This is a genomic window from Mesorhizobium sp. P160927, from assembly GCF_057766385.1.
This window is the reverse complement of record NZ_JBYMDW010000001.1, coordinates 2,654,630-2,679,602: the sequence shown is the minus strand read 5'-3', so window position 1 is coordinate 2,679,602 and position 24,973 is coordinate 2,654,630. Positions and strand designations below refer to the sequence as shown.

At 61.9% G+C, this 24,973-nt stretch carries 22 protein-coding genes and 1 pseudogene; 20 read left to right on the top strand and 3 right to left on the bottom strand.

What is annotated here, in order from left to right:
* Position 1 precedes the first annotated feature (1 nt).
* The 5 genes from AC3CB8_RS12875 (at position 2) to AC3CB8_RS12855 (ending at position 4,673) form a co-directional block, all read left to right on the top strand.
* A complete protein-coding gene (locus tag AC3CB8_RS12875) occupies positions 2 to 1,132 on the top strand; it encodes a CgeB family protein (RefSeq protein ID WP_023771271.1) in 1,131 nt (376 codons plus the stop codon).
* Entirely contained in the window at positions 1,129 to 2,223 is a 1,095-nt protein-coding gene (locus tag AC3CB8_RS12870) for a CgeB family protein (protein WP_352595117.1), read from the top strand. The genes AC3CB8_RS12875 and AC3CB8_RS12870 overlap by 4 nt, the downstream gene beginning before the upstream one ends.
* A complete protein-coding gene (locus tag AC3CB8_RS12865) occupies positions 2,220 to 3,323 on the top strand; it encodes a CgeB family protein (RefSeq protein WP_023782372.1) in 1,104 nt (367 codons plus the stop codon). The genes AC3CB8_RS12870 and AC3CB8_RS12865 overlap by 4 nt, the downstream gene beginning before the upstream one ends.
* 23 nt (positions 3,324 to 3,346) lie before the next feature.
* Positions 3,347 to 4,393, top strand: coding sequence for a UDP-glucuronic acid decarboxylase family protein (locus tag AC3CB8_RS12860; protein ID WP_023782373.1), 1,047 nt, complete (start codon positions 3,347 to 3,349; stop codon positions 4,391 to 4,393).
* Between the two features lie 79 nt (positions 4,394 to 4,472).
* Positions 4,473 to 4,673 carry a hypothetical protein gene (locus tag AC3CB8_RS12855; protein WP_015319152.1) on the top strand — a complete coding sequence of 67 codons (201 nt, stop codon included), beginning with the start codon at positions 4,473 to 4,475 and terminating at the stop codon, positions 4,671 to 4,673.
* A 6-nt stretch (positions 4,674 to 4,679) separates the two neighbouring features.
* Here the strand turns inward: AC3CB8_RS12855 and AC3CB8_RS12850 are convergent, their stop codons facing one another.
* Entirely contained in the window at positions 4,680 to 6,425 is a 1,746-nt protein-coding gene (locus tag AC3CB8_RS12850; protein ID WP_352595114.1) for a hypothetical protein, read from the bottom strand.
* Between the two features lie 156 nt (positions 6,426 to 6,581).
* On the opposite strand from AC3CB8_RS12850, the gene AC3CB8_RS12845 reads away from it, so the two are divergent.
* The 10 genes from AC3CB8_RS12845 to AC3CB8_RS12800 all read left to right on the top strand — a co-directional run bounded on the left by AC3CB8_RS12845 (position 6,582) and on the right by AC3CB8_RS12800 (position 15,509).
* Complete coding sequence (locus AC3CB8_RS12845; RefSeq protein WP_352595111.1) at positions 6,582 to 7,685, top strand: inositol-3-phosphate synthase; 1,104 nt, start codon at positions 6,582 to 6,584, stop codon at positions 7,683 to 7,685.
* Complete coding sequence (locus AC3CB8_RS12840) at positions 7,682 to 8,278, top strand: histidine phosphatase family protein (protein ID WP_023782376.1); 597 nt, start codon at positions 7,682 to 7,684, stop codon at positions 8,276 to 8,278. Before AC3CB8_RS12845 ends, AC3CB8_RS12840 begins: the two co-directional genes overlap by 4 nt.
* Positions 8,279 to 8,292: 14 nt before the next feature.
* Positions 8,293 to 9,393 (top strand): CgeB family protein, encoded by a 1,101-nt coding sequence (locus AC3CB8_RS12835; protein WP_023782377.1) that lies wholly within the window; start codon positions 8,293 to 8,295, stop codon positions 9,391 to 9,393.
* On the top strand, positions 9,393 to 10,196 hold the full coding sequence (locus AC3CB8_RS12830) for a sugar phosphate nucleotidyltransferase (RefSeq protein WP_023771279.1): 804 nt from the start codon (positions 9,393 to 9,395) through the stop codon (positions 10,194 to 10,196). Before AC3CB8_RS12835 ends, AC3CB8_RS12830 begins: the two co-directional genes overlap by 1 nt.
* A 2-nt stretch (positions 10,197 to 10,198) precedes the next feature.
* Positions 10,199 to 10,960 carry a TIGR04290 family methyltransferase gene (locus AC3CB8_RS12825; RefSeq protein ID WP_023771280.1) on the top strand — a complete coding sequence of 254 codons (762 nt, stop codon included), beginning with the start codon at positions 10,199 to 10,201 and terminating at the stop codon, positions 10,958 to 10,960.
* Positions 10,953 to 11,885 (top strand): glycoside hydrolase 5 family protein, encoded by a 933-nt coding sequence (locus tag AC3CB8_RS12820; RefSeq protein ID WP_352595108.1) that lies wholly within the window; start codon positions 10,953 to 10,955, stop codon positions 11,883 to 11,885. The genes AC3CB8_RS12825 and AC3CB8_RS12820 overlap by 8 nt, the downstream gene beginning before the upstream one ends.
* Before the next feature lie 105 nt (positions 11,886 to 11,990).
* Complete coding sequence (locus AC3CB8_RS12815; RefSeq protein ID WP_023782379.1) at positions 11,991 to 13,055, top strand: glycosyltransferase; 1,065 nt, start codon at positions 11,991 to 11,993, stop codon at positions 13,053 to 13,055.
* Positions 13,052 to 14,044, top strand: a complete 993-nt coding sequence (locus tag AC3CB8_RS12810) for a GNAT family N-acetyltransferase (RefSeq protein WP_023771283.1) — start codon at positions 13,052 to 13,054, stop codon at positions 14,042 to 14,044. The genes AC3CB8_RS12815 and AC3CB8_RS12810 overlap by 4 nt, the downstream gene beginning before the upstream one ends.
* A gap of 160 nt (positions 14,045 to 14,204) precedes the next feature.
* A complete protein-coding gene (locus AC3CB8_RS12805) occupies positions 14,205 to 15,095 on the top strand; it encodes a class I SAM-dependent methyltransferase (RefSeq protein ID WP_352726325.1) in 891 nt (296 codons plus the stop codon).
* Between the two features lie 237 nt (positions 15,096 to 15,332).
* A complete protein-coding gene (locus AC3CB8_RS12800) occupies positions 15,333 to 15,509 on the top strand; it encodes a hypothetical protein (protein ID WP_023782381.1) in 177 nt (58 codons plus the stop codon).
* Here AC3CB8_RS12800 and AC3CB8_RS12795 read toward each other — a convergent pair whose 3' ends face one another.
* Entirely contained in the window at positions 15,510 to 16,073 is a 564-nt protein-coding gene (locus tag AC3CB8_RS12795) for a sigma-70 family RNA polymerase sigma factor (RefSeq protein ID WP_023771285.1), read from the bottom strand.
* A gap of 288 nt (positions 16,074 to 16,361) precedes the next feature.
* On the opposite strand from AC3CB8_RS12795, the gene katE reads away from it, so the two are divergent.
* Positions 16,362 to 18,473: a catalase gene (gene katE, locus AC3CB8_RS12790; RefSeq protein WP_352595102.1), complete on the top strand. Its 2,112-nt coding sequence runs from the start codon at positions 16,362 to 16,364 to the stop codon at positions 18,471 to 18,473.
* A 68-nt stretch (positions 18,474 to 18,541) separates the two neighbouring features.
* Here the strand turns inward: katE and AC3CB8_RS12785 are convergent, their stop codons facing one another.
* Positions 18,542 to 19,036, bottom strand: a complete 495-nt coding sequence (locus AC3CB8_RS12785) for a hypothetical protein (protein ID WP_352615678.1) — start codon at positions 19,034 to 19,036, stop codon at positions 18,542 to 18,544.
* Positions 19,037 to 19,300: 264 nt separating this feature from the next.
* On the opposite strand from AC3CB8_RS12785, the pseudogene AC3CB8_RS12780 reads away from it, so the two are divergent.
* The 4 genes and pseudogenes from AC3CB8_RS12780 (at position 19,301) to AC3CB8_RS12765 (ending at position 24,972) form a co-directional block, all read left to right on the top strand.
* Positions 19,301 to 21,056, top strand: a pseudogene (locus AC3CB8_RS12780) (thiamine pyrophosphate-dependent enzyme).
* A gap of 399 nt (positions 21,057 to 21,455) precedes the next feature.
* Positions 21,456 to 22,436 (top strand): cytochrome c oxidase subunit II, encoded by a 981-nt coding sequence (coxB, locus tag AC3CB8_RS12775; RefSeq protein WP_352595096.1) that lies wholly within the window; start codon positions 21,456 to 21,458, stop codon positions 22,434 to 22,436.
* Positions 22,433 to 24,373, top strand: coding sequence for a cytochrome c oxidase subunit I (gene ctaD / locus AC3CB8_RS12770; RefSeq protein ID WP_352595093.1), 1,941 nt, complete (start codon positions 22,433 to 22,435; stop codon positions 24,371 to 24,373). Before coxB ends, ctaD begins: the two co-directional genes overlap by 4 nt.
* A complete protein-coding gene (locus AC3CB8_RS12765; protein WP_352595090.1) occupies positions 24,370 to 24,972 on the top strand; it encodes a cytochrome c oxidase subunit 3 in 603 nt (200 codons plus the stop codon). The genes ctaD and AC3CB8_RS12765 overlap by 4 nt, the downstream gene beginning before the upstream one ends.
* Position 24,973 lies beyond the last annotated feature (1 nt).

Sequence of the window (24,973 nt, the reverse complement as noted above, 5' to 3'; positions counted from 1 at the left end):
CATGCGCTTCTTGTTCTACACCCACTCGCTCGTCTCCGACTGGAACCACGGCAATGCCCATTTCCTTCGAGGCGTCATGCGCGAACTGGTGGCGCGCCGGCATCAGGCCATCGCTCTGGAGCCGGCGGACGGCTGGAGCCGATCGAACCTGCTGGCCGAGAAGGGATCCTTCGCGATCGAACGTTTTCGCAAGGATTTCCCCGAACTGATGCCGGTGACCTATGATGCCGGGTTCGACCATGAAGCCTGGATCGCCGAGGCCGACGTGGTGATCGTCCACGAATGGACCGACCCGAAGCTTGTCGCTCGCATCGGCCGTGCCCGGGCCGATGGCGGCGAATTCACCTTGCTGTTTCACGACACCCATCACCGCGCCGTGTCGGCCACCGAGGCAATCTCGGCGCTCCGCCTGGAACATTATGATGGCGTTCTCGCGTTTGGCGAAGCGCTGCGCGAGAGCTATCTGCGCGCCGGCTGGGGCAAGCGTGTCTTCACCTGGCATGAAGCGGCGGACGATCGCCTATTCAAGCCGCACCCGGAAATCCACGCGACGTCCGACCTGGTCTGGATCGGAAACTGGGGCGACGACGAGCGGACGGCCGAGATCCAGGAGTTCCTAATCGAACCAGTGCGCGATCTCGGTCTTCGGGCCACTGTTCACGGTGTCCGCTATCCCGAGCCGGCACTTGCCGATCTGGCCGCCGCCGGTCTGCGTTATGAAGGGTGGATCGCCAATGCCGACGTGCCGAAGGCGTTCGCCGCGCATCGTGTCACCGTGCACATCCCGCGGCGTCCTTATCGTGAAGGCTTGCCTGGAATTCCGACAATCCGCATGTTCGAGGCACTTGCCTGCGGCATCCCGCTGATTTCAGCGCCTTGGTCCGATGTCGAGCAGCTTTTCAGGCCCGGCGTCGACTTCCTGTTTGCCGAGGATGGATCGCAAATGCGGCAACACCTCCAGGCGGTTTTGGCCGATCCGGATTTTGCGGCCTCCCTGGTGACCTCGGGTCTTGAGACCATCCGCTCACGGCACACCTGCCGCCACCGCGTCGACGAGTTGGTCGACGTGCTCAGGCAATGCACGACCCTGCACACCGCCGAGCTGACCTCCGCAAAGGAAGCCGCAGCATGAAGATCGCATTCTATGGATCGAGCCTTTTGTCGTCCTACTGGAACGGCGCCGCGACCTATTACCGAGGTTTGCTGAAGGCGCTTTCGCAACTGGGCTACGAAATCACCTTCTATGAGCCTGACGTATATGACCGGCAAAAGAACCGCGACATCGAGGCGCCTGACTGGTGCTCGGTCGTCGTCTACGAGGCAACCCACCATGCCCTGATGCAGGTGGCGGCGCGTGCCGCCGAGGCCGATATCGTCGTCAAGGCGAGTGGCGTCGGCTTCGAGGACGAGGCGCTGCTGCGCGCCGTGCTCGACCACGCCCGCAGCGACGCGCTCATCGTATTCTGGGACGTCGACGCGCCGGCGACGCTCGCCCAGCTGCGCGACGAGCCGGACCACCCGCTGCATCGTGCGCTGCAAGAAATCGACCTTGTGTTGACCTATGGCGGTGGCGATCCCGTGGTCTGGGCCTACCGTGCCATGGGCGCGAATGAGTGCGTGCCCATCTACAATGCGCTCGATCCCGAAACGCACCACCCGGTCGCCAGCAATGCGCGTTTTGCCTGCGATCTGGCGTTCCTCGGAAACAGGCTGCCGGACCGTGAAGCGCGTGTGGGATCGTTCTTCCTCGATCCGGCAAGCCAGCTGCCGCAACAACGGTTTCTGCTCGGCGGATCTGGGTGGGGCGACAAGCCGCTCCCCGCCAATGTCGGCTGGCTCGGCCATGTCGGCACCCGCGATCACAACGCCTTCAATGTCACGCCAAAGGCGGTGCTGAACATCAGCCGCGACAGCATGGCCGCGAACGGTTTTTCACCCGCCACGCGTGTCTTCGAGGCGGCTGGCGCCGGCGCTTGCCTGATCACCGATGCTTGGCTCGGCGTCGAGCTGTTCCTGAAACCCGACGAGGAGATCCTTGTGGCGCGCGACGGCAGCGATGTCGCCGAAATCATGGAGGCGCTGACCCCCGCCCGGGCAAAGGCGATCGGCCAGGCCGCACTTCGGCGCGTTCTCGCCGATCATAGCTACGCATTGCGAGCGGCCGTGGCTGATGCGGTCTTCAAACGGCATTTGACGCAGGGGACCGTGGAGGCGGCCGAATGACCAGGCAGTTGGACATCGTCTTTCTCGGCCTGTCGCTTTCCTCGTCCTGGGGAAACGGCCATGCCACCACTTTTCGAGGTCTGCTGAAAGGTCTCCACCAACTCGGCCATCGCGTGACTTTTCTGGAGCGCGATGTGCCGTGGTACGCCAATCACCGCGATTTGCGCGATCCGGATTTCTGCGCCTTGCGCTACTACGAAACCGTGCACGAACTGCAAAGCGACTACGCACGGTGTCTGCAACAGGCCGATGTCGTGGTGATCGGCTCCTTCGTGCCGGAAGGGCGCGCGGTGATCGACACCGTCGCTTCTCTTAGCAAAGGACAACTCTGCTTTTACGACATCGACACTCCGGTGACCCTGGCGAAGCTGTCGGCGGACGATTGCGACTATCTGAGCTGGCGCCAGATCCCCTACTTCGACATCTATTTCTCTTTTGCCGGCGGGCCGATGCTTGCCGATCTGACACAGACCTTCGGCGCACGCCGCGCCGAGCCGCTCTACTGTTCGGTCGACCCGGAACGACATCACCGCACCGCCGATCCGATCGGCTGGGACCTCGGTTATCTCGGCACCTACAGCGCCGACCGGCAAGCCACGCTCAATGCGCTTCTGCTGGAGCCTGCACGGCGCATGCCGGATCGGCGTTTCGTCGTGGCCGGCTCGCAATATCCGTCCGATATCGACTGGCCCGACAACGTCGAGCGCATCGAACACTTGCCGCCGGCCGATCATGCCGCATTCTACAGCCGTCAACGCTACACGCTAAACGTCACACGCAGTTCCATGATCGCCGCGGGATGGTCGCCCAGCGTGCGGCTTTTCGAAGCCGCTGCTTGCGGCACGCCGATCATCAGCGACCGCTGGCCAGGCCTCGACAGCTTCTTCCCCGCATCGACGATCCACACAGCCAAGAAGGCGGACGAGATCGTCGCGATCCTGTCCCGGGAATCGACTCGTACACGTCTCGCCATGGCCGACCGGGCACGCGAACTCGTTCTTGCCTCCCACACGGGTGTGGCCAGGGCTCGCGAATTCCTCACGGCGCTTACGCAAAAGGGGGCGGTGGTCCTCGATCTCGATATCGGAAGTGCAGCATGACTGGCAGACAGGAGAAAATCGCGATGCGACAAACAAAAAAAGCGCAAAGGGCAAAGACGGTGCTCGTCGCCGGTGGCGCGGGCTTCCTCGGTTCGCATCTTTGCGAAGCATTGTTACGCGATGGCTGGCGTGTGATCTGCGCCGACAATTTTCTTACCGGTCGCATGGAGAACATCAACGCGATCATGGACCAGCCGGGTTTCCGGTTGATCGAGCAGGATATCTGCCGTCCATTAGAGCTTGGCGAGCCGGTGGATCGCATTTTCAACCTGGCATGCGCCGCCTCACCGCCGCGTTACCAGGCCGATCCGATCCACACCACGCGAACCTGTGTCATCGGAACGTTGAACCTGCTCGAACTCGCGGCCCGCAACGACGCGCGATTGCTGCAGGCCTCCACCAGTGAAGTGTATGGCGATCCGGAGCAACATCCGCAGAGGGAGGATTATGTCGGCCATGTGAACTGCACCGGCCCACGCGCCTGTTACGACGAGGGTAAGCGCACGGCCGAGACACTTTGCTTCGATTATCTGCGAGCCGGCAAGGCCGATGTTCGTGTCGCGCGTATCTTCAACACCTACGGGCCGAGAATGGATCCGGCGGACGGCCGCATCGTCTCGAACCTGATCATGCAGGCGCTCGAGAAGCGCCCGTTGACGATTTTCGGCGACGGCATGCAGACGCGATCTTTCTGCTACGTCTCCGATCTGATCGACGGGTTGATGGGTCTTATGGATATCAATCCTAATCCGGGCAAGCCGGTCAATTTGGGCAATCCCGGCGAATTCACCATTGTGCGACTGGCGGCAATGATCAAGGCTATGACCGGCACCAAATCGGATATGACGTTCCTGCCGCTGCCGCAGGATGATCCTCGACGCCGGCAGCCCGACATCTCGCGCGCGAAAGCGCTGCTCGGCTGGACGCCAAGAGTGCCTCTCAACGAGGGGCTCGCCCGAACGATCAGCTATTTCGTCGCGCTTGAAGGCGGCTCGATCGGGGATCAAATGGCAGAACGCTCCACAAGAGCGAGACCCACGTCAGGTGGGCTGCAGAACCTCCCTGCCTGATGCCGGACCGCAGCCACATCTTCGCACGGATTCGCGCGGAACATCGGCGCAAGCTTGTGGTTTGACGAGAAGACCAGATATGGAGGACCTCCTCATGCACCCCAAGCGATCTCGGACCGATATCGACAAGATGGCGGAACGAGAGACGGCCGCGTATTTGCGGCGAGCCTCTATCACCTATCTGGAATGCTGTGTCAGCCTGATGATGACGCATCTGCAGCGGGAGGAGGTGGCCAGTATTCTCGAGCAGGAAGCAGACATGTTGCGAAGGCTGGACTGACGGCGGCTATCCCCCCCTGGCCTTGCCCAGGAACCGTGTCAGTCCTGCCGCATATCGGTTTGCCGTCTCCTCGAGCCTTGCTTTTTCCCGGCCATTCTCGGATTGAGCGGCCATGCTCCACAGCCCGAGCTGAAACGCCAAATAGCAAGGTTTGAAATAATCGATGAGCCCGGTCTCGATGCGGCTACCCATGCCGCCGATCAACGTCGCCGCCTCGGCTTCGGACAAGTCATATTCTACGCAGGCGCCTGCAATATCCCATTCTATCGGTTGGCAGCCGATCAGATCGTGTCCTCGGCAATGGTCGACAGCATCCGTCTTGATCAGCGTGCCATCGGAACCGACCAGAAACTCCCAGGGATGCAGCCTGCCGTCGATCTCGGCCCGTTCCAACACCTCTGTGGGCGTGTGCTTCGAGAACCAGGTCCGCAGTCTCGCCGCCCGGCTTTCGCCCAAAGCTTCGGAAGCATTGTGAACGGCCATTTCCGCGAGGGCGAGCAATGATGCACCGGCTTCGCGGGTTCGCAGATTGGTCGCGCGCCAGACTAGATAGCGTGTGAACGCCGTGATAAGTCCCTGCCTGGACAGCGGTAGCTGATCCATCGTCGTGCCATCGGCCCACCGTTCGACCAGAAAACCGTGGCAGAACCCGATGACGTGCGGCCCGAATCCGGCTTGATGCAACATCTTGGCGGCTTGCGTCTTGCGCAGCCCGGTTTCGCCGAGGCCGACGAATTTGACAAGCCAGCGATCTTGACCCGCGGAGGCCAGGAACTTTCGCCGTTCGGTGCCACGTGTGCTCGGTGGCCAGCACTTTTCGTCGGTATAGTGAAGGGGTCGCCACGCGCCGCCGGATATTTCGGTCAAGCGCAATTTCGGACTGCCGACCGCCTCGGCTACCCAATCGCGCAGTGTTGGACTTTGCGAGCTTTCGGGAAAGGTGCGTTCGAACGTCATCGCCACATGCTTGCGGCAGCGCACCCATGTCTCCCGAACCTCCGGCGACGCTTCGGCGCCCGGATCGCCCGAATGGCTGGGGAACAGGTGAATGCGGTCCGTACCGATGCCCTGTCTTCTCAGCCACGCGACGACGGCATGGACCGAACTTCCCGACAGGCCAGGACCTTCGTCGACGACGGCGAAGCGAGCCGACGGCTCGTTCCTCCAGGCCGCGACCAAACGCGGATCGGCATTGAGGCACCGATCGAAAGGATGCCCAATCGGGCGCACGCTAATGGGCGCCGGCGCACCGATCGCGGCCGCCACCACGGCCGCGAGCCCCAGGCCGATGCTGCGGATGCCGATCACGCATGTGTTCGCATCGAGACCTGATATCCGCGCCGCGCCGAGATAACTCTCTGGATAAAGCGCATAGTGCGCGTAGCCCTCGGCCGAACCGGTCAAAACCTCTGCCTTGCAATCGAGCCCGGCCAGCATTTGGAGAAGTCGCGGGTCGATGCCACCATCCACGGCGAACCCGTTTCGCCACGACCTCGCCACCTCTGCCGCAAGCCCGACCAGTAGCCTGGCGCCTTGCCGTTGCGAAGGCGAATTGGTGTCGACACCCCGGGCCTTGAAGTCGGCATCGGCGAGCCCCTGGACCAGTTCCGACACGCTGACGAACAGCCCGACCAATGCGGCATGGCGCCGGATGCCGCAAGGCAAGCGATCGAGGCCTTGCGCCATTTCGATCGCCGCCTCCTGAAGCTGTCGTGCGTTCTTGGGGCGCTTGTGGTCGCCGTAGACGATCATTGGTCGATTTCCGATGCTTGCCGTGCGGGCAACGCGGCGCGTGCAGCTTCGATCCATGCTGCTTCGCGCAATTTTTAACCAAGCCAAGGAACATTCCGGCACGGTGGCGGTTCGGCGCAAGGAACTTACCTTTGAACAGCATAGGGCGGCAGTTTCGTGGGATCGAAAAAAGTTCGTGTTGGCATCGTTGGAGTGGGCAATTGCGCATCCTCCCTGGTGCAGGGCCTTTCCTATTATCGTCATGCTAAAAGCAACGAACCGATCCCGGGGCTGATGCATGCCGATCTCGGTGGCTATCACGTCGACGACATCGAAATTGTCTGTGCGTTCGATGTCGCAAGAAGCAAGGTCGGCCGTGACGTCGCGGATGCGATCTACGCTCCCCCCAACAACACGTTCCGCTTTGCCGACGCGCCAACGACCGGCGTTCGCGTCGAACGCGGGCCGACGCTTGACGGGATCGGCAAATATCTGCGCGACGAAATCGAAGAAGCGTCCGAACCGGTTGCCAATGTCAGCGAGATCCTGCGCGACAGCGGAGCCGATGTGCTGGTCTCCTACCTGCCGGTGGGTTCGGAGGAGGCGACGCAGTTCTATGCTGAATGCGCGCTCGAGGCCGGCTGTGCCTTCGTCAATTGCATACCGGTTTTCATCGCCTCGCGTCCGGAATGGCGACGGCGCTTCGAGCAACGCGGGCTGCCGCTGGTCGGCGACGACATCAAGAGCCAGGTCGGCGCCACCATCGTGCACCGGTTGCTGGCCAATCTCTTTCGCGAGCGCGGCGTGCGCATCGATCGCACCTATCAGCTGAATTTCGGCGGCAACACCGATTTTCTCAACATGCTCGAACGCGAGCGGCTGGAATCGAAGAAAATCTCCAAGACGCAATCGGTAACCAGCCAGCTGGATGTTCCCCTGGAACCGGGGAACATCCATGTCGGACCCAGCGATCATGTGCCTTGGCTCACCGATCGCAAATGGGCCTACATCCGCGTCGAAGGGACAACCTTCGGCGGCGTGCCGCTGAATGCCGAGCTCAAGCTGGAGGTGTGGGATTCGCCCAATTCAGCCGGCGTGGTGATCGATGCGGTGCGCTGCGCCAAGCTTGCGCTCGATCGCGGCATTGCCGGGGCGCTGACGGGTCCTTGCAGCTATTTCATGAAATCGCCTCCCGAACAGTTCACCGACGCCGAAGCGCGCCAGCGCACGCTCGCTTTCATCGCTGGCAAGGACGAGCCATTGCTGGATGCCGCGGAATGACGACGACCTTCTTCTTGATCCGCCATGCGGCGCACGACAATGTCGGCTCCTACCTCGCGGGGCGCATGGCCGGCGTATGTCTCGGCGAGGCCGGCAAGGCTCAAGCCGAGCAGCTTGGCGGCCGCATGGCTCGTGAGACGATTGCAGCCATTCTATGCAGCCCGCGCGAGCGCACGCAGGAGACGGCAGTGCCGATCGCTCTCGCTTGCGGTGTCGGCGAAATCGCGATCTGCGCCGAACTCGATGAGATCGACTTCGGCGACTGGTCGGGGAAGACTTTCGACGAATTGAACGGCGATGCCAGTTGGCGCGCGTGGAACGATCAGCGGCAGGAGGCCAGGACTCCGAGCGGCGAAACCATGCTGGATGTCCAGCAGCGCATCGTCTCGCTGATGAACGGCGTCCGCGAGCTGCATCAGAACCAATGTGTCGCCCTGATCAGCCACGCCGATGTGATCAAGGCCGCCGTCTGCAAGGTGCTTGGCTTGCCGGTGGGCGACTGCTTTCGCTTCGACATCGATCCCGCCTCGATCACGACGATCGTATCGGGCGACTGGGGCTCGAAGCTTCTGCGATTGAACGAAGCTGCCTGACGAGGAAATTCCCGATGCGGATGGTCATTTTTGGTCTCACCGTCACGTCTTCATGGGGAAACGGCCATGCCACGTTGTGGCGTGGGCTGATCCGCGCCCTCGCCCGGCTGGGCTGGTCGATCACCTTTTTCGAACGCGACACTCCTTATTATGCCGGGACCCGCGATCTGGATCAGCTCGACGGAGGCAACGTCGTCATCTATCCGGACTGGGAGGACATCCGCCGCGTCGCGGAACGGGCGATGAAGCAAGCGGATGTCGTGGTCGTCACCTCTTACTGTCCCGACGCCGTCGAGGCTTCGCGCCTCGCGCAGCAGGCAAGCCGCGGACTGCGTGTCTTTTACGATCTCGATACTCCAGTCACGCTTGCCCGCGTCGAACAAGGTGAGCGTCCGCCCTATTTCGGACCTGAAGGCCTTGCCGACTACGACCTCGTCCTGAGCTACACCGGCGGCCCGGCAATCGAGGCGCTGAAGACGGTGCTGGGGGCGCGCCGCGTGATGCCGCTCTACGGGCATGTCGATCCGGACCAGCACCGGCCGGCAGAGAAGCGGGCCGAATTCGCCGGTGATCTGTCCTATCTCGGGACCTACGCGGCGGATCGCCAGGCCGGCGTCGAAGAGCTCCTGGTCCGCCCGGCCGCGCGCCTGCCCGACCAGCGCTTCATCATCGGCGGCGCCCAATATCCGCAGGAATTCCCATGGAGCGACAACATCTTCTTTGTCAGACATCTGCCGCCCGCCGACCATCCGGCGTTCTTCTCCTCGTCGCGACTTACACTGAACGTCACCCGCGAAGCGATGGCGCAAAAGGGCTGGTGCCCGTCGGGACGGCTCTTCGAAGCGGCCGCGTGCGGAGCTGCCATCATCACCGACGCATGGCCAGGGCTTGTGGAATTCTTCGAACCCGGCCGCGAAGTGCTGTTGGCGCGCGACACGGATGATGTTGTCGCGGCACTGCAATTGCCGGAGTTCGAACTCGACGGCATTCGAAGGCGAGCCCGCGAGCGGGTCTTGGGAGAGCACACTTCCGCCAAGCGCGCAGCGGAACTGGACAAAATCCTGGCCGATGCCTTGCGAAACCCAGTCGGCGAACCGATGAAGGAAGCAGTCTGATGTTGGGCATCGTGCCCGCTGCCGGACGCGGCAGCCGCATTCAACCGCTCGGCTTCTCGAAGGAGTTGCTGCCGGTCGGCAGCCGGATCGACGGACAGACCGAACGCCCCTGCGCCGTGAGCGAGTATCTGGTACGACGCATGGTCCAGGCAGGCGTCGACAAGATTTGCTTCATCATCGGATCGGGCAAATCCGACATCCTCGAATATTATGCCGCCGGCTACGGTGAGGCGGCAGCGCTCTTCGTGGTGCAGCCCCAACCCGTTGGTCTCTGCGATGCGATTTTCCGGGCAGCGCCCCTCGTCGCGCCCGACGAGGTCGTCCTCGTCGGGCTTCCAGATACGATCTGGTTTCCCGAGGACGGTTTCTGTCACTTGCCTGACGATCAGCTTTCATTTCTGCTCTTCCCGGTGGATAGCCCGGAATTCTTCGACGCCGTCGTTACCGATGATGACGAGCGGGTGATCGAAGTCCAGGTCAAGCGGCAGGACGCCGCCACGAACTGGGTGTGGGGCGCGTTCAAGATGCCCGGCCATATCCTGCATCGGCTTGCGGCACTCTGGCGCGAGCGGGATGGTCGTGACGAATATATCGGCACGTTGATCAACGCCTACCTTGCGGGCGGAGGTGTGGCCTATGGTGTCAAGGCAGGGTCCGCTTATGTCGATGTCGGTACCTTCAATGGTTATCGCACAGCTCTGCGGTTGCTTGAAAGCGGTGTCCCGTCAGCTCATCACCAGCCCGCAACGATCATGCCCGGCGCGCATTCGCATGTGCCTGTCGTTCCGGGCGAAGGAGCCTGATCATGTTGCATTCCCATGCCGAAATTCGCCGGCGCATCGACGCGCTCGGCCCGTGGTTCCACAACATGGACCTGGCCGGCGTCGAAACCGCGCCCGACCACTTTCTCGGCAACTACCCGCTGATCAAATGGCGCAAATTCGCCGATGCCATACCCGCTGATCTGACCGGCAAGACCGTGCTGGATATTGGCTGCAATGCCGGCTTCTACTCGATCGAGATGAAACGGCGAGGCGCCGCCCGTGTCCTCGGGATCGATTTCGACGAGGCCTATCTGGCGCAGGCCCGCTTTGCCGCCGAGATCGCGGACTGTGATATCGAATTCCAGAAGCTGTCGGTCTACGACGTCGGTGCCCTGCGCGAGACATTTGATGTCGTGCTCTTCATGGGAGTGCTTTACCATCTGCGCCACCCCTTGCTCGCGCTCGACCTAATCCGTGAGCACGTCGCCGGCGACCTGATGATCTTTCAGTCCATGCAGCGCGGCAGCAAGGACCTGCCCGAGTTGGAAGAGAACTATCATTTCTGGACGCATGAGTTGTTCGACCAGCCTCAATTTCCCAAGCTGCATTTCATCGAACACCGCTATGCCGACGATCCGACCAACTGGTGGATACCGAACCGGGCCTGCACCGAAGCGATGCTGCGCAGCGCCGGTTTCGAAATCGTTCTGCATCCCGAGCAGGAGGTCTATTTCTGCCGCGCTGCCGGCGATCCGGCCGGCGGCGGCGCGATATATCCGTCGAAAGGAAAGCTCCATGATTGAAGCCGCGATGATCTGGAACGAGCCCAACAACAAATCGCATTGGGACCCCGAGCTCGACCCCGATTGGAGCCGCTTTGCCAGGATGGCAGTCCTGTCGGCGGACGCGATCGCGTCCGAGAACCCGGCTCTGACAAAAGTGCTTGGCGGCATCTCGCCGATAGACCCCGGCTTTATCACGCGCATGAAGGAATTCGGCGTGCTGGACCATGTCGACGGCGTCGCGGTTCACGGCTTTCCCCTCGACTGGAACCTGTGGCAAATTCAGGAATGGCCGCAGAAGATCGGTGAGATCGCGACCGTCACCGAACTCCCTATCTGGGTCAGCGAAGTCGGCGTATCGACCTTCGGAGCCGAGGAAATACAGGTCTGGGGGCTCAAGCGCACCGCCGAATTGCTGCTCGGCAACGCACCGCGGATCCAGTGGTACAGCCTCTATGACCTTCCGCGTGAATGGGAAGCAACGACGCGGCATCGCGAAGCGGAGGGATCCTCCTATTACCGTCATTTCCACATGGGGCTGCTGCGCCAGGACGGTACGCCAAAGCCGGCGCTGGAAGAATTCCTGCGCTACACACCCGCAATGGGCCTGGTGCAGTGGTTTCATTTCGAGGACCCACGGCTGGACGATGCCGTCGCCTGGATGAAGCGGCTCGGCGTGACCAATATGCGCACGGGGCTTTCCTGGGCCGACAGCTTCAGGCCGAATGCGTTGGACTGGTTCGACCGACAGATGGAAGCACTCGCCGCTTTCGACGTCACGGTCACCTTCTGCTTCACGCCCGAGCATCGCGGAATGATGCCTCACCACACCAGCCCCCCCCTGGTACCCGAGGAATTCGCCGAGTTCTGCGCGACGATGATCCGCCGCTACGCGCCCGGCATGACGTCCGCCTCGCTCCCGACGCAGCGGGCCTCGGCGGCGTGAGGCTCTCATGCGACCCGATCCGCGATCGTTGGATATCCTGACCGAAGTCGAGGCCGCCTGCTCCGCCGCCAATTCGCTGCCTCCGGCACAACGGCCGGGCCGGCCATGACGCTCACCGTCCTCAATGTCGCCTATCCCCTCGCGCCTGTCGGACCGGATGCGGTCGGGGGTGCCGAACAGGTCCTGACGATGCTCGATCGTGCTCTGGTTGGCGCGGGTCATCGGTCCATCGTCGTCGGCTGCCGGGGCTCCAGCGCGAGCGGCACGCTTGTGGAAACACCGGCGGAAGGCGGCGTGCTCGACGAGGCGGCAAAGAGCCGCGCGCAGCAGGCTCATCGAACCGCGATCGCCGCTGCCCGCGCCAGGTGGCCAATCGATGTGGTCCATCTGCATGGCATCGATTTCGATGCCTATCTGCCCGACGATGGCCCGACCTTAGTGACCCTTCACCTGCCGCTGGACTGGTATCCGGCCGGGGTACTGCGCCCGACGCGCGACGACCTGTGGCTTCATGCAGTCTCGGCCGCTCAGCAGAAAACCGCGCCACCCGGCGCCAGACTGGCGCCGCCAATTCCGAATGGAGTAGACATAGAGGCGCTCAGCCTGCTGCAGCCTAAGCGCGACTTCGCACTGGTTCTGAGCCGTATCTGCCCGGAAAAGGGCATCCACCTGGCGCTGGACGCGGCCAAGCAAGCAGGTGTGCCGCTGGTTGTTGGCGGCAAGGTCTATCCCTATGAAACGCACACGCGGTACTTTCGCGACGAGGTCCAAGCTCGCCTCGATGGCCGCCGCCGCTTTCTTGGTCCGCTCGGTTTCACCGCCAAGCGGCGCTTTCTCAACGCAGCACGCTGTCTGGTCATACCGAGCCTCGCCGCCGAGACCAGCTCCCTTGTCGCCATGGAGGCGCTGGCCTGCGGCACACCGGTGATCGCCTTTCCGAATGGTGCGCTTCCGGACGTGATCGAGCACGGCAAGACCGGTTTTCTCGTCAATACGGTCGACGAGATGGCACAAGCCATCGTTGCGGCGTCAAGCCTGGACGCCGGGACATGCCGGGCCGAGGCGCGACGGCGGTTCTCGCTGGAGGGAATGATCTCCTCTTACATGGATGCCTATCAAGCGCTGGCAGGACTTGGCACCGATGCCGGGCGCCTCGCCGTCACGCCGTGAGCAAGCCTGTGTTGCGCGGCGAGATCATCGATGATCCGGCGCAATTCGATACGCTTGCGCCGGATTGGTGGGGATTGTGGGAGCAGAGTTCCTCGGCGACGCCGTTTCAATCTCCCGCGTGGCTGGTGCCATGGTGGCGCACATTCGGGCCCGGCGACCTGGCGACGGTCGCGGTCTGGCGCGGAGGCGACCTGATAGGTCTGGCGCCCCTTTATCTAGAGCACGGAACCGCCGGCTCGAAACTTCTTCCGGTCGGCATTTCGCTCAGCGACTATCTGGATATCCTGTGTGTTCCCGGCATCGAGAACCAGGTCGCAGCCATTGTTGCCGAAAAGATCCTCTCGGTCGGCTGGTCGCAGTGGATCCTGTCGGATTTACCGGAGGGCAGCGCCGCTCTTGCGATTGCGCATCCCGATCTGAAGGCGGGGCGGCCAGCCACTCATGGTGCTTGCCCCGTGCTGGCCATCGCCGGAGACGATACCCTTGCAGGCTGCGTACCCTCCCGACGCCGGCGCCAGTTGCGACGGGCGCAACAGGCCGCATCCAGACGCGGCCGGATCGCGTTGTCGTCGGCACGAGGCGATCCTCAAACCTTCCTCGATCAGTTGATCCGCCTGCACGACGCGCGCTGGGCCGGACACGGAGGTGGCGTGTTGGCCGACGCCGCTGTAGAGGAATTCCACAGGCGCTCATTTCCCTTGCTCGACGCTCGCGGCCTGGTCCGATGCTGGCTTTTGGCAATCGATGGCAGGACGGTCGGGGCCTATTACGGCTTCCACCATCGGGGTCGTGCCTATGCCTATCTCGGGGGCTTCGACCCCGCCTATGCCGAAGAGAGCCCAGGGGCGATCCTGATCGGCCACGCGATCGCGGAATCGATCCGCGAAGGTGCGTGCGAGTTCGATTTCCTGCGCGGCCAGGAAGCCTACAAATATGGCTGGGGCGCCATCGACAGGTGGACGATGCGCCGGGCCTGGACGCGGAGTTGATACCATGCCTGCGACCAGGCCAAAATCCGCTCCGCGCCGCACAACGATCAGATCGGCTGTTGAAGACTGCATGGCGGATGGTGTCTGCGCCGAAGCAGTCGTCGCCAGGCTGGCGCTTCACCTGCAGACGGGGATCAGGGCGGCGGAACTGGCAAAGATCGTGCTGGAAATCATCCCGGCGAATGCGCGAGACGCGGAACGGCTGCAAGAGATAGCCGGGTTGCTTCGCCGCAAGCCAGATGTCTTTGCCACATTGCGAGCGACGGGAGCTGCCGTTCGGCACACACGCGACGAGGGGGAGACCGGTGCCGCCGTCGTCACGCGGCTGGCCTCGAGCTTCGATGCGGCGGCAGCGATTTCGGAGACAGCAAGTGTCCAGCTCGCATCCCTAGGGGATGAGGAAAGGCTCTCAGCCACGACCGACGAAGTCGTCGCCTGGCTCAAGCAGCAGGACTTCTCCGGAACCCACCGGGATATTCTGGACATTGGTTGTGGCATCGGCCGTTTCGAGCATGCGCTTTCCAACTCCTTCAACCGCATGATCGGCATCGACATATCCTCGCGGATGATCTCCATCGCCTCCGAGCGGTGCGCCGCGCTGGGCAATGTCGAGTTGCGACAAACCTCCGGTCTCGATTTGAGCGAATTCGACGACGGCAGTTTCGATTGCGTGCTCGCGGTTGACAGCTTTCCTTATCTGGTTCTGGCCGGCATGGCTGAGGGGCATTTCGATGAGATCGCACGCGTTCTGAAACGGCCTGGCTGGCTCGCCTTGCTGAACTATTCCTATCGCGGATCGCTTTCGTGGGACCGCGCCGACATCGGCCGCCTGGCGGAAGCTCACCAAATGCGGGTCGTCATCAACGGCGAGAAGCCGTTTCGGTCATGGGATGGCGAGGTTTTCCTACTTGCTCGAGGCGGCGGAACATTACTGCGCGCCGCCAGTTCGGACGTCGAACCAGAGGCGCCGAAGAGCGGCACCGACCCGAAGGAGGAAAGCATGGCACCCGGCGGCAAGAAACATCGGCCGCGGGAAGCAGCATGGCGATGACCGCGGGCTGGACGGCGATCGCGTCAAGTCCGATCAATATCAGGATCACGCCACCGACCAGGCGCCGAAGGACTGAACGCGGTCGCTCCATGTGCTTGGCCTGCAGCACGGAGGGCCAAGGAAATAAAGCTGTGCAAGGATGGCCGGCAACCCTGCCGGCGGCGGGCATCGCCTTGTAATGTCCGGCATTTGTCACCACACTAAAGTCAAGGACTGCTGGTTATCAAGAGAATATGGATGTCTCATTCGAGCGACGATACCGCGGACCCGCAATTCGGTCTGGCCATGGATCAGGAGATCACTTCTCTCCTGGACGCCATAGAGCAGGAAAAAATCCCGGATCGTCTGACCAGGCTGGCCATGGAGTTGCAAAACGCGCTGGTCGAGAAACGTCGACGTGAGGTGCAGAACTGACTATCTGCGGCTGTCACCCTCTATATCGAGTTGACCATCCGATAGATGATTTCGTCTCTCAATCAATGTCTGCAACGAAGTCTCCCCAAGCAATTCGAGAATATTGGCGCGGGCACGGTTCAGCCGACTTTTTACCGTCCCCACCGCGCAGCCGCATATCTCGGCCGTTTCTTCATAACTCACTCCCAGAACGCCAATCAGCATCAGGACCTCGCGTTGGTGTTCCGGTAGCCTTTGAATGGCGGCGTGGACTTCCTTGCTCTGAACGCTCCATTCCTGGGTGGCTTCCGAAATCGGTCGCGACGACGCGCAGTCGAGCAGGCCTGGCGCTTCCCGGGCAGCGATCTTGACCCGGGTGTAGTAGGTGTTGCGCATGATGGTGAAGAGCCACGACTTCATGCGTGTGCCGGGTTCGAACTTGTCGATGTTGGCGAGACCCTTGGTCAGTGTCTCCTGTACCAGATCGTCGGCATCGTCGGGGACGCGGCAGAAGGTTCGCGCGAAAGCCCGCATGGCGGGTATGAGCTCAACGATGGAAACTTCATTGGTTTCTTGGTCGGCCAAAATGTAGCCTCCGGATGACAATGGTCCAGCTCCCAGAAGAAGAGTGTATGAACGCAGCCCCTGCTAAATGCATGGAACTTTGGTTCGTTCCTCGCGCTGAAGACAACTCTTCAGAAATTCCGCGCAGCGCGACATCTCACCCAATCGGTCTATGCCGTCGCCGAGATAGGGATGCCGCCTTGGCGATGCACGCGAGGCGCACCGGTTCTTCACGGGAACAAAGCCGCGCACCGGCAGTTTGACGTCCTGAGTACTTCCACCCCCTCCGGCATCAAAACGAGGTATGTCATGGCCAAATCCGCCCGTCGTTCCGCTCGCCAATCGGCAAGTGGACAGGAACCGGATAGCGCGCGCGGAAACGGCGGGGAATTGCACCAGATCGCCGGGGGTGAGACGCCCACTCTGACCACGGCGCTGGGAACACCCGTCTCCGACGATCAAAACACATTGCGGATCGGCGAACGCGGACCAGCGCTGATCGAGGACTCTCATTTTCGGGAGAAGATTTTCCACTTCGACCACGAACGCATTCCCGAAAGGGTCGTTCATGCTCGCGGCTACGGCGCGCATGGTTACTTCGAAACCTACGAGTCTCTGGCCAAATACACACGTGCCGATATTTTCCAGAGGGCCGGCGAAAAGACACCGGCCTTCGTGCGCTTCTCGACGGTTGCCGGCAACAAAGGCTCGTTCGATCTCGCCCGCGACGTCCGCGGCTTCGCGGTCAAGCTATACACCAGGGAAGGCAATTGGGATCTGGTCGGCAACAATATCCCGGTCTTCTTCATCCAGGACGCGATTAAGTTTCCCGATCTGATCCATGCCGCCAAACAAGAGCCGGACCGGGCCTTTCCTCAAGCCCAGACCGCTCACGATAATTTCTGGGACTTCATCAGCCTGATGCCGGAATCGATGCACATGGTGATGTGGATCATGTCGGATCGCGCGATCCCGCGCTCCTTCCGCTTCATGCAGGGCTTTGGCGTGCACACGTTCCGCTTGGTCAACGCGAAAGACGAGTCCACCTTCGTCAAATTCATCTGGAAGCCAAAGCTCGGCATGCAATCGGTGGTCTGGAATGAGGCGGTCAAGATCAATGGCGCCGATCCAGACTTTCACCGTCGCGATCTATGGGAGGCCATCCAGTCCGGCAATTTGCCGGAATGGGAGTTGACGGTGCAATTGTTCGATCAGGCGTTTGCCGACAGCTTCGACTTCGACATTCTGGACGCAACCAAAATTATTCCTGAAGAGGTGCTCGAACCGATCCCGGTCGGGCGGCTGGTGCTTGACCGGATGCCGGATAATTTCTTCGCGGAGACCGAGCAGGTTGCCTTCATGACGCAGAATGTGCCGCCCGGAATTGACTTCTCCAACGATCCGCTTCTGCAGGGCCGCAACTTCTCCTATCTCGATACCCAGTTGAAACGGCTGGGCAGCCCGAACTTTACCCATCTCCCGATCAATGCGCCGAAATGCCCGTTCGCCCATTTCCAACAGGACGGACACATGGCTATGCGCAATCCGGTCGGTCGCGCCAACTATGAACCGAATTCATGGGGGCTGGGACCGCGCGAGGATCCGCAACGCGGCTTTCGTTCCTTCGCCGATGCCGAGGAAGGGCAGAAGGTGCGTCTGCGCGCGGAAAGCTTCGCCGATCACTACAGCCAGGCCCGGCAATTCTTCAACAGCCAGACACCGCCGGAGCAGCGCCACATCGCCATGGCGCTGACCTTCGAATTGAGCAAGGTCCAGGCACCGGCGATCCGCGAACGCATGGTTTCGCATCTGCTCAACATTGACGAAACCCTGGCGACCACCGTCGCCGACAAGCTCGGCATTCGGAATATGCCCGACCCTGCGGAGGCAGCCGTTCCGACGCGCGACGACCTGCCGCCTTCGCCGGCGCTCAGCATCATCGAGAACGGGCCTGACAGTTTCAAGGGCCGCAAAGTCGGCGTCTTGCTTAGCAATGGAACCGACACCGGGCTGTTCGAAGAGCTCCGTTCCGCCATCGAAACGGAAGGCGCGGTGATGGAGGTGATCGCGCCCAAGGTGGGCGGCGTCGATGCGGCTGACGGCAGCCACATCGAGGCTAGGCACATGATCGACGGCGGCCCGTCCGTGTTGTTCGACGCCGTGGTACTGCTTCTCTCCGAGGAGGGTGCCGAGATGCTGCTCGACGAGGCGGCCGCGAGGGACTTCGTGTCAGATGCGTTCGCCCATTGCAAATTCATCGGCTTCACAACGGCAGCCCAACCTCTCCTGGCAAAGGCGGGCGTAGCTCCCGATGCCGATGAGGGGCTGATCGACCTTGATACCGCAGGTTCCGTGAAGACGTTTATAGAGGCGTGCCGCAAACTGCGGCTGTGGGCACGGGAGACCGCCGTCAAGCTTTGATGCGCAGAGCTATGCGTTGTCACACCGGCGCATGGCTGCAAGGCCCGGTATGCAGCCATGCCCGGGCCCTACGGTTGGCGGGCCTCTCTGGCGGCCTGTTCTCGCTGCCGTTCCAGGACCTCGTCGGTCCCGACCAGCTTCTTTGCTCCGCCTGGAATTGCCGTGGACACCACCGCGGGCGGGTCGCTTGCCGGAAAAGAATCCTCCAACCCTGCCTGCAGTTGATCCTCGAGCGTCTGCGGTTCTTCGGAGCGGCCGGGCGTCCTGCGTGTATCTATCTTCTCCAGCGACTGTTTCTTCTTTGGCGACTCATTGGCTTCCCGGATCAAGGCATAAAGCTGCTCGATCGCGAATTCCTTGATCGTTTCGAAATCGGACCGATCGTCCTGCGTCGCCTCTATCTGGTCGACCATGGCCTTCTCGAACCGCCCAAGGCTTTCACCGCCGCAGGCGTGGGAAAGGCGCAGCAATGCCTCGTGCAGCATCATCGGGGTGAAGTAAGCCGACGCTTCAAGCCTGAGCTGTCGCAGACGATCCGGAGTGGCAGCCTGGAATTTTGACATGGACGGTGTCCTTTCTCTCACGAGCGTGTCAACGACAGTTGATCGCCGATGTTCCACCACGCCTGAACATACTTGATGTCCAGCGACCTACCGGAACCAGCTTGCCGCCCTCTGGAGCAGTCCATTATCTGCGTGACTGGTCATGAGAAGCCGGTTCTCCTGCAAGGGGCCCGACGACGCTTCCAACATGTCACGATTTCTTGTGATGAAGGAACCAACTCGGGATTGACCGGTTCGGACCTCATCCACCGGAGCAATCCTGACATGGCAAATGCAGCAGAAATTCTCGTCGATACACTCATCGCCTGGAACGTCGAGGTGGTGTTCGGCTTGCCGGGAGACGGCATAAACGGCGTCATGGAGGCACTGCGCACCCGGCAGGACAAGATAGCCTTCGTGCAGGTCCGGCACGAAGAGTCGGCCGCCTTCATGGCATGCGCCTATGCCAAATGGACGGGAAAGCTAGGCGTCTGCCTAGCCACATCAGGGCCGGGCGGAACGCATCTTCTGACCGGCCTTTATGACGCCAAGCTCGATCAGGCTCCGGTGCTCGCGATCACAGGCATGCAGTTCCACGACCTGATCGAGACGTTCACCCAGCAGGATGTCGATCTGACGCGCGTGTTCAACGATGTCTCCGTCTATAATGCCCAAGTCGCCGATGCCGCGCATATGGAAAACGTTGCTAGCCTCGCCTGCCGAACCGCGCTGGCGCGCAAAGGCGTCGCCCATCTATCAATTGCCAGCGACATCCAGGAGCAAGAGGCCGACCCCGCCAAGCGCAGCAAGCGCAATCGTCCGGCGCACACGCCGCAGCAAATGTTTTCCGGCCACAGCATGCCGCTGGACGCCGAACTCGACAAAGCTGCCGCCATTCTGAACGAAGCCACGCGGGTGACGATCCTGGCCGGGCGCGGCGCGCTCGGCGCGGCCGCGGAACTTGAACATACCGCGCATCTGCTGCAGGCGCCTGTCGCGAAGGCCTTATTGGGCAAGGCGGTCCTTCCGGACAACCATCCTCACACGACCGGCGGGATCGGCATCCTGGGAACCCCTGGCTTCGCAGGAGGCGATGGAAACCTGCGACGCGGTGCTGATCGTCGGCTCCAGCTTCCCCTACATCGAATATTATCCGAAGCCCGGGCACGCCCGTGGTGTCCAGATCGACTGCGACGCGCAGCGGATTGGCCTGCGCTTTCCGGTCGAGGCCGGTCTTGTCGGAGACGCCGCCGAGACATTGCGCGCGCTCAATCAACGTCTGACGCAGAAGCCTTCCGGTGAATTCCTGCAGCGCTCCCAGGAAACCATGAGAAGATGGCGCGAGATGATGAGGCAGTCGGAGGACGCGCGGGCGCAACCGTTGAAGCCGCAAACCATTGCCCGTGCGTTCGGACAAAGACTGGCCGACGACACGGTGTTGGCCACCGACTCCGGTCAGAACACGGAGCTTGCCGCCCGCCATGTCGATCTGCGGAGCGGCCAGGCGTTTGGCGTGTCCGGAGCGCTGGCATCCATGGCCAGCGGCCTTGCCTACGCCATCGCCGCCGGCATAGCATTTCCCGGTCGACCGATCGCAGCTATCGTGGGCGATGGTGGTTTTGCCATGCAACTCGGCGAATTCTCGACGGCTGTGCGCTACAAAATTCCGCTGAAGACGCTGGTCATCAAGAACAACATGCTCAATCAGATCGCCTGGGAGCAGATGATGTTTCTGGGTAACCCGCAATTCGGTTGCGAACTGCAGCCGATCGATTTTGCCATGGCCGCGGAAGCGATGGGCGCGAGCGGTTTTCGCATCGAGCGGGCCGATCAGATCGAAACCGTTCTCGACGAGGCCTTCGCGGCCGAAGGTCCGGTCGTGATTGAAGCACTGGTCGATGCCTATGAGCCACTGATGCCGCCCAAGATGCCGTCGGACTACGCCAAGAACTTCCGCCAGGCCTTGCCACAGACGCCGGGGCACGAACGCATCGAAGAAAATATCGCCCGGGAGCCGGCGAAGTCGATGATGGAGGCCTAGAGCAATTCCAGTGAAAGTGCGAAGCAGTCTTGCGTTCAACTTGCAGCCCCGCTGATGTGAATCCGGCCGGCCTGATCTATGGCCGAGCCGCACTGCTCCTGGCCGCGTTCTGGATCAGAACAAGCGGGCGGCGGCGGGCTTCGCACCTGCCCATCGGCTAGGCCCCGCTCCCGTGGGTGTGCTTGAAGAATGGCCGTCGCACATCTTCCAGTTCGCCTTTCTCGGGTGCAGCAGTGTTGCCAAGCATCCTTTTGCAACCAACCGCGTTGTGGCCTTGGCAACGATGGTGGATCCTTCATGGCAGGTTGCGCGCGTCCGTTTACCCGCCTTCGTAAGCGGAAACGACCGCTGATGCCGCTCCCCTTCCCACGGCCGAAACAGTTGGCCGGGACGGCGCCCATGCTGGTCCTGGGCGGATGCAGCGACTGGCAGTCCACGCTCCATCCGCAGGGTGCGAATGCCCGAAGGATATTCGACCTGATCTGGTCCTTCAGTGCCGTTGCGGCGGGCACATGGCTGCTTGTCATGCTGGCCTTGGCGGCAGCGCTTCTGCGTCGCCGACTGGTCGATACGACGCGCTTGCCATTTGAGATCGATTCCCGACAGGAACGTCGGTTTACGGGCGTTGTCGCAAGCGCCATCGCGTTGACCGTTCTTGTGCTCGCCATACTGACGACAATGAGCTTTTTCGCGGGCAAATCCATTGCGTCGCTCAGCGGAACGGAAACGCTTACCGTTCGGGTCACCGGGCATCAATGGTGGTGGGAGGTCCGTTACCCCCAGGATGAACCGTGGCAAGCGATCGTCACGGCAAACGAAATCCACATCCCGGTTGGAGAGCCGGTCAAGGTCGAGCTCGATTCGCTCGATGTCATTCATAGCTTCTGGGTGCCAAGCCTTGCCGGCAAACGGGATCTCATCCCGGGCCGGCCAAGCGAGCTCACGCTTATTGCCGATAAACCCGGACTCTATCGCGGCCAATGCGCCGAGTTCTGTGGCTACCAGCACGCCCATATGGCCATCACGGTCGTCGCCGAAAGCCGCAAAGCGTTCGATGCGTGGCGATCCGGGCAAGGGGCCGCCGCGCCGGCGCCCGCCGGTGACGAAGAACACCGCGGCCAACGGGCTTTTCTTTCCACCGGCTGCGCCCTCTGTCACACGATAAGAGGCACACCGGCCAGCGGAACGCTCGGACCTGATCTTACCCATTTTGCAAGCCGACACGCTCTGGCCGCGAATACTCTGGCCATGACCCCCGGGGCGCTTGCTGCCTGGATAGCCGATCCACAGTCCATGAAGCCGGGGGCCAAGATGCCGCGCATTGCCCTCAGCGCCGACGATCTCAATGCCGTCGTCACCTATCTTGGAACCCTGGAATGAGCGGCATTGCGGGAAACCCGGCCGAGCATAAACAGCAGGCCGTGAAAGGCGTACGGGACACCAGCCTGGAAGAGGCGAGGCTGCGCGCCTTTCTGGCGCATGCCTGGAGAACGCCGGGAGGCCTCCACGGCTGGCTGGTCACCGTCGACCACAAGCTGATTGCCCGACGCTATATCGTGACGGCTTTCTTCTTCCTCATCCTTGCAGGTCTGTCCGCCCTTGCGATGCGGTTCCAGCTTGCCCAACCCGAGGCCGGCTACATCGGTCCCGATCTCTACAACCAGCTGTTCACCATGCATGGCACGACGATGATGTTTCTGTTCGCCGTGCCGGTGATGGAGGCGTTCGCCATCTATCTGGTGCCGTTGATGATCGGCACCCGCAATGTCGCCTTCCCGCGCCTCAATGCCTTCAGCTACTGGGTTTATCTTTCCGGCGGGCTGATGATCTGGATCGCTTTTGCCTTCGAAACCGGCGCCGACGCCGGCTGGTTCTCCTACGTTCCGCTCGCCGGGCCTGAATACGGCATCGGCAAGCGCCCCGATTTCTGGGCGCAGATGGTCACTTATACGGAAGTATCCGCGCTCGCGGTCGCCGTCGAGATCATTGCGACAGTGTTCAAACAACGCGCGCCGGGCATGTCGCTCGACCGCATTCCGCTCTATGTCTGGTCGGTCCTCGTCACCGCTTTCGTCATTCTGTTCGCCATGCCCGCGGTGATGGTGTCGAGCACGATGCTGATCCTCGACCGGTTGGTCGGCACGAAGTTCTTCGACCCCGCCGCAGGGGGCGATGCACTTCTGTGGCAGCATCTGTTCTGGTTCTTCGGCCATCCCGAGGTCTACATCATCTTCATTCCGGCGACAGGTTTTGTCTCCGCGATCCTGCCGACCTTCGTCCGCCGCCCGGTGTTCGGCTATCTTGGGATCGTGCTGTCGCTGGTCGCGATAGGCTTCCTCTCCTTTGGCCTGTGGGTACACCACATGTTCGCCACCGGTCTGCCGCAGCTCGGCGAGAGTTTCTTCACCGCGTCCTCGATGATGATCGCCATTCCGAGCGGTATTCAGATCTTCTGCTGGATTGCGACGATCTGGGGCGGCCGGCCAATCTTGGCCACGCCCATGCTCTTCGTGCTCGGCTTCATCTTCACTTTCGTGATCGGCGGCCTGACCGGGGTCATGGTCGCCTCGGTGCCGCTCGACCTGCAGGTGCACGATACCTATTTCGTGGTTGCCCATTTCCACTACGTGCTGGTCGGCGGCGCCGTCTTTCCCCTGCTCGGCGCCGTCTATTACTGGTTTCCCAAGATCACCGGCCGCATGCTGTCCGAGAGGCTCGGCCGCTGGAATTTCTGGCTGGTCTTCCTCGGCTTCAATCTCACCTTCTTCCCCATGCACATTCTGGGCCTGCAAGGCATGCCGCGCCGCGTCTACACCTATCCGCCGGCGAGCGGCTGGGGCGAGATGAACCTGTTCATCAGCCTCTCGTCGCTGGTGGTGTTCGCCGGCTTTGCTCTTTTCTTCCTGAACATCCTGCTCAGCCTTCGCAACGGCCGCATTGCCGGAGACAATCCCTGGCAAGCGAGCACGCTCGAATGGGCGACGACCTCGCCGCCGCCTTCCTACGACTTTTCGCGGCTGCCGGTGGTAACCCATCGCGAACCGCTCTGGGCGGAGCCCGACACCCTCCCCGTCGTCGAAGGCTTGCGCGTCGATGCCCGCGAGGTGCTCGCCAGCACGGTCGCCGACGCGGTGCCGCGGCTGAGGGTGCCATCGGCCGACAATTCGATTTGGCCGTTGCTGTCGGCCATCGCGGTTGGCGGCGCATTTCTCGCCTCGATCTTCACGCCATGGGCGGTGGTCTGGGGGACGATACCAGCTTCGGTCGGCTTCATCTGCTGGTTCTGGCCGAAAGGCGAACCGGAGGACGAGGAATGAGGCATCGTTCTGTCGCCGATGTCAGCCACCTGCCCACATATGATTTCGGGGCGGCGAGCCCTATGTGGTGGGGAACCCTTGCTTTCATCGCCCTCGAGGCGACAGGTTTTGCGCTGGCGATCGGCTCTTATTTCTATCTGGCCGTGCTGGCCCCGCACTGGCCGATCGGGGTGCCGGCGCCGGATCTGCTGCCGGGCTCGGCAGTGTTGGCTATTCTGCTCGCGAGCATCGTGCCCAACCATATGGTCGACCTTTGGGCGCGCCGTCAGGACCTCGCGAAGGTTCGCCTTGGCATGGTCGTCATGTCGATCGTCGGCATTCTTCCGCTGATCGTTCGCATCTGGGAATTTCCAGCGCTGCGGATTTCCTGGGATCAGAACGCCTACGGGTCGATCGTCTGGTTCCTGCTCGGGCTGCATACGACGCATCTTCTCACCGATGTCGGCGACACCATCGTCCTTGCGGTTCTCATGTTCACGCCAAAAGGCAAGGCGGGCCGCCGCTTCAGCGACGTCTCGGACAACGCCTTCTACTGGGACTTCGTGGTTGTCTCATGGATTGTGCTCTATCTCGTCATCTACTGGGTTCCGAGGATGTGAC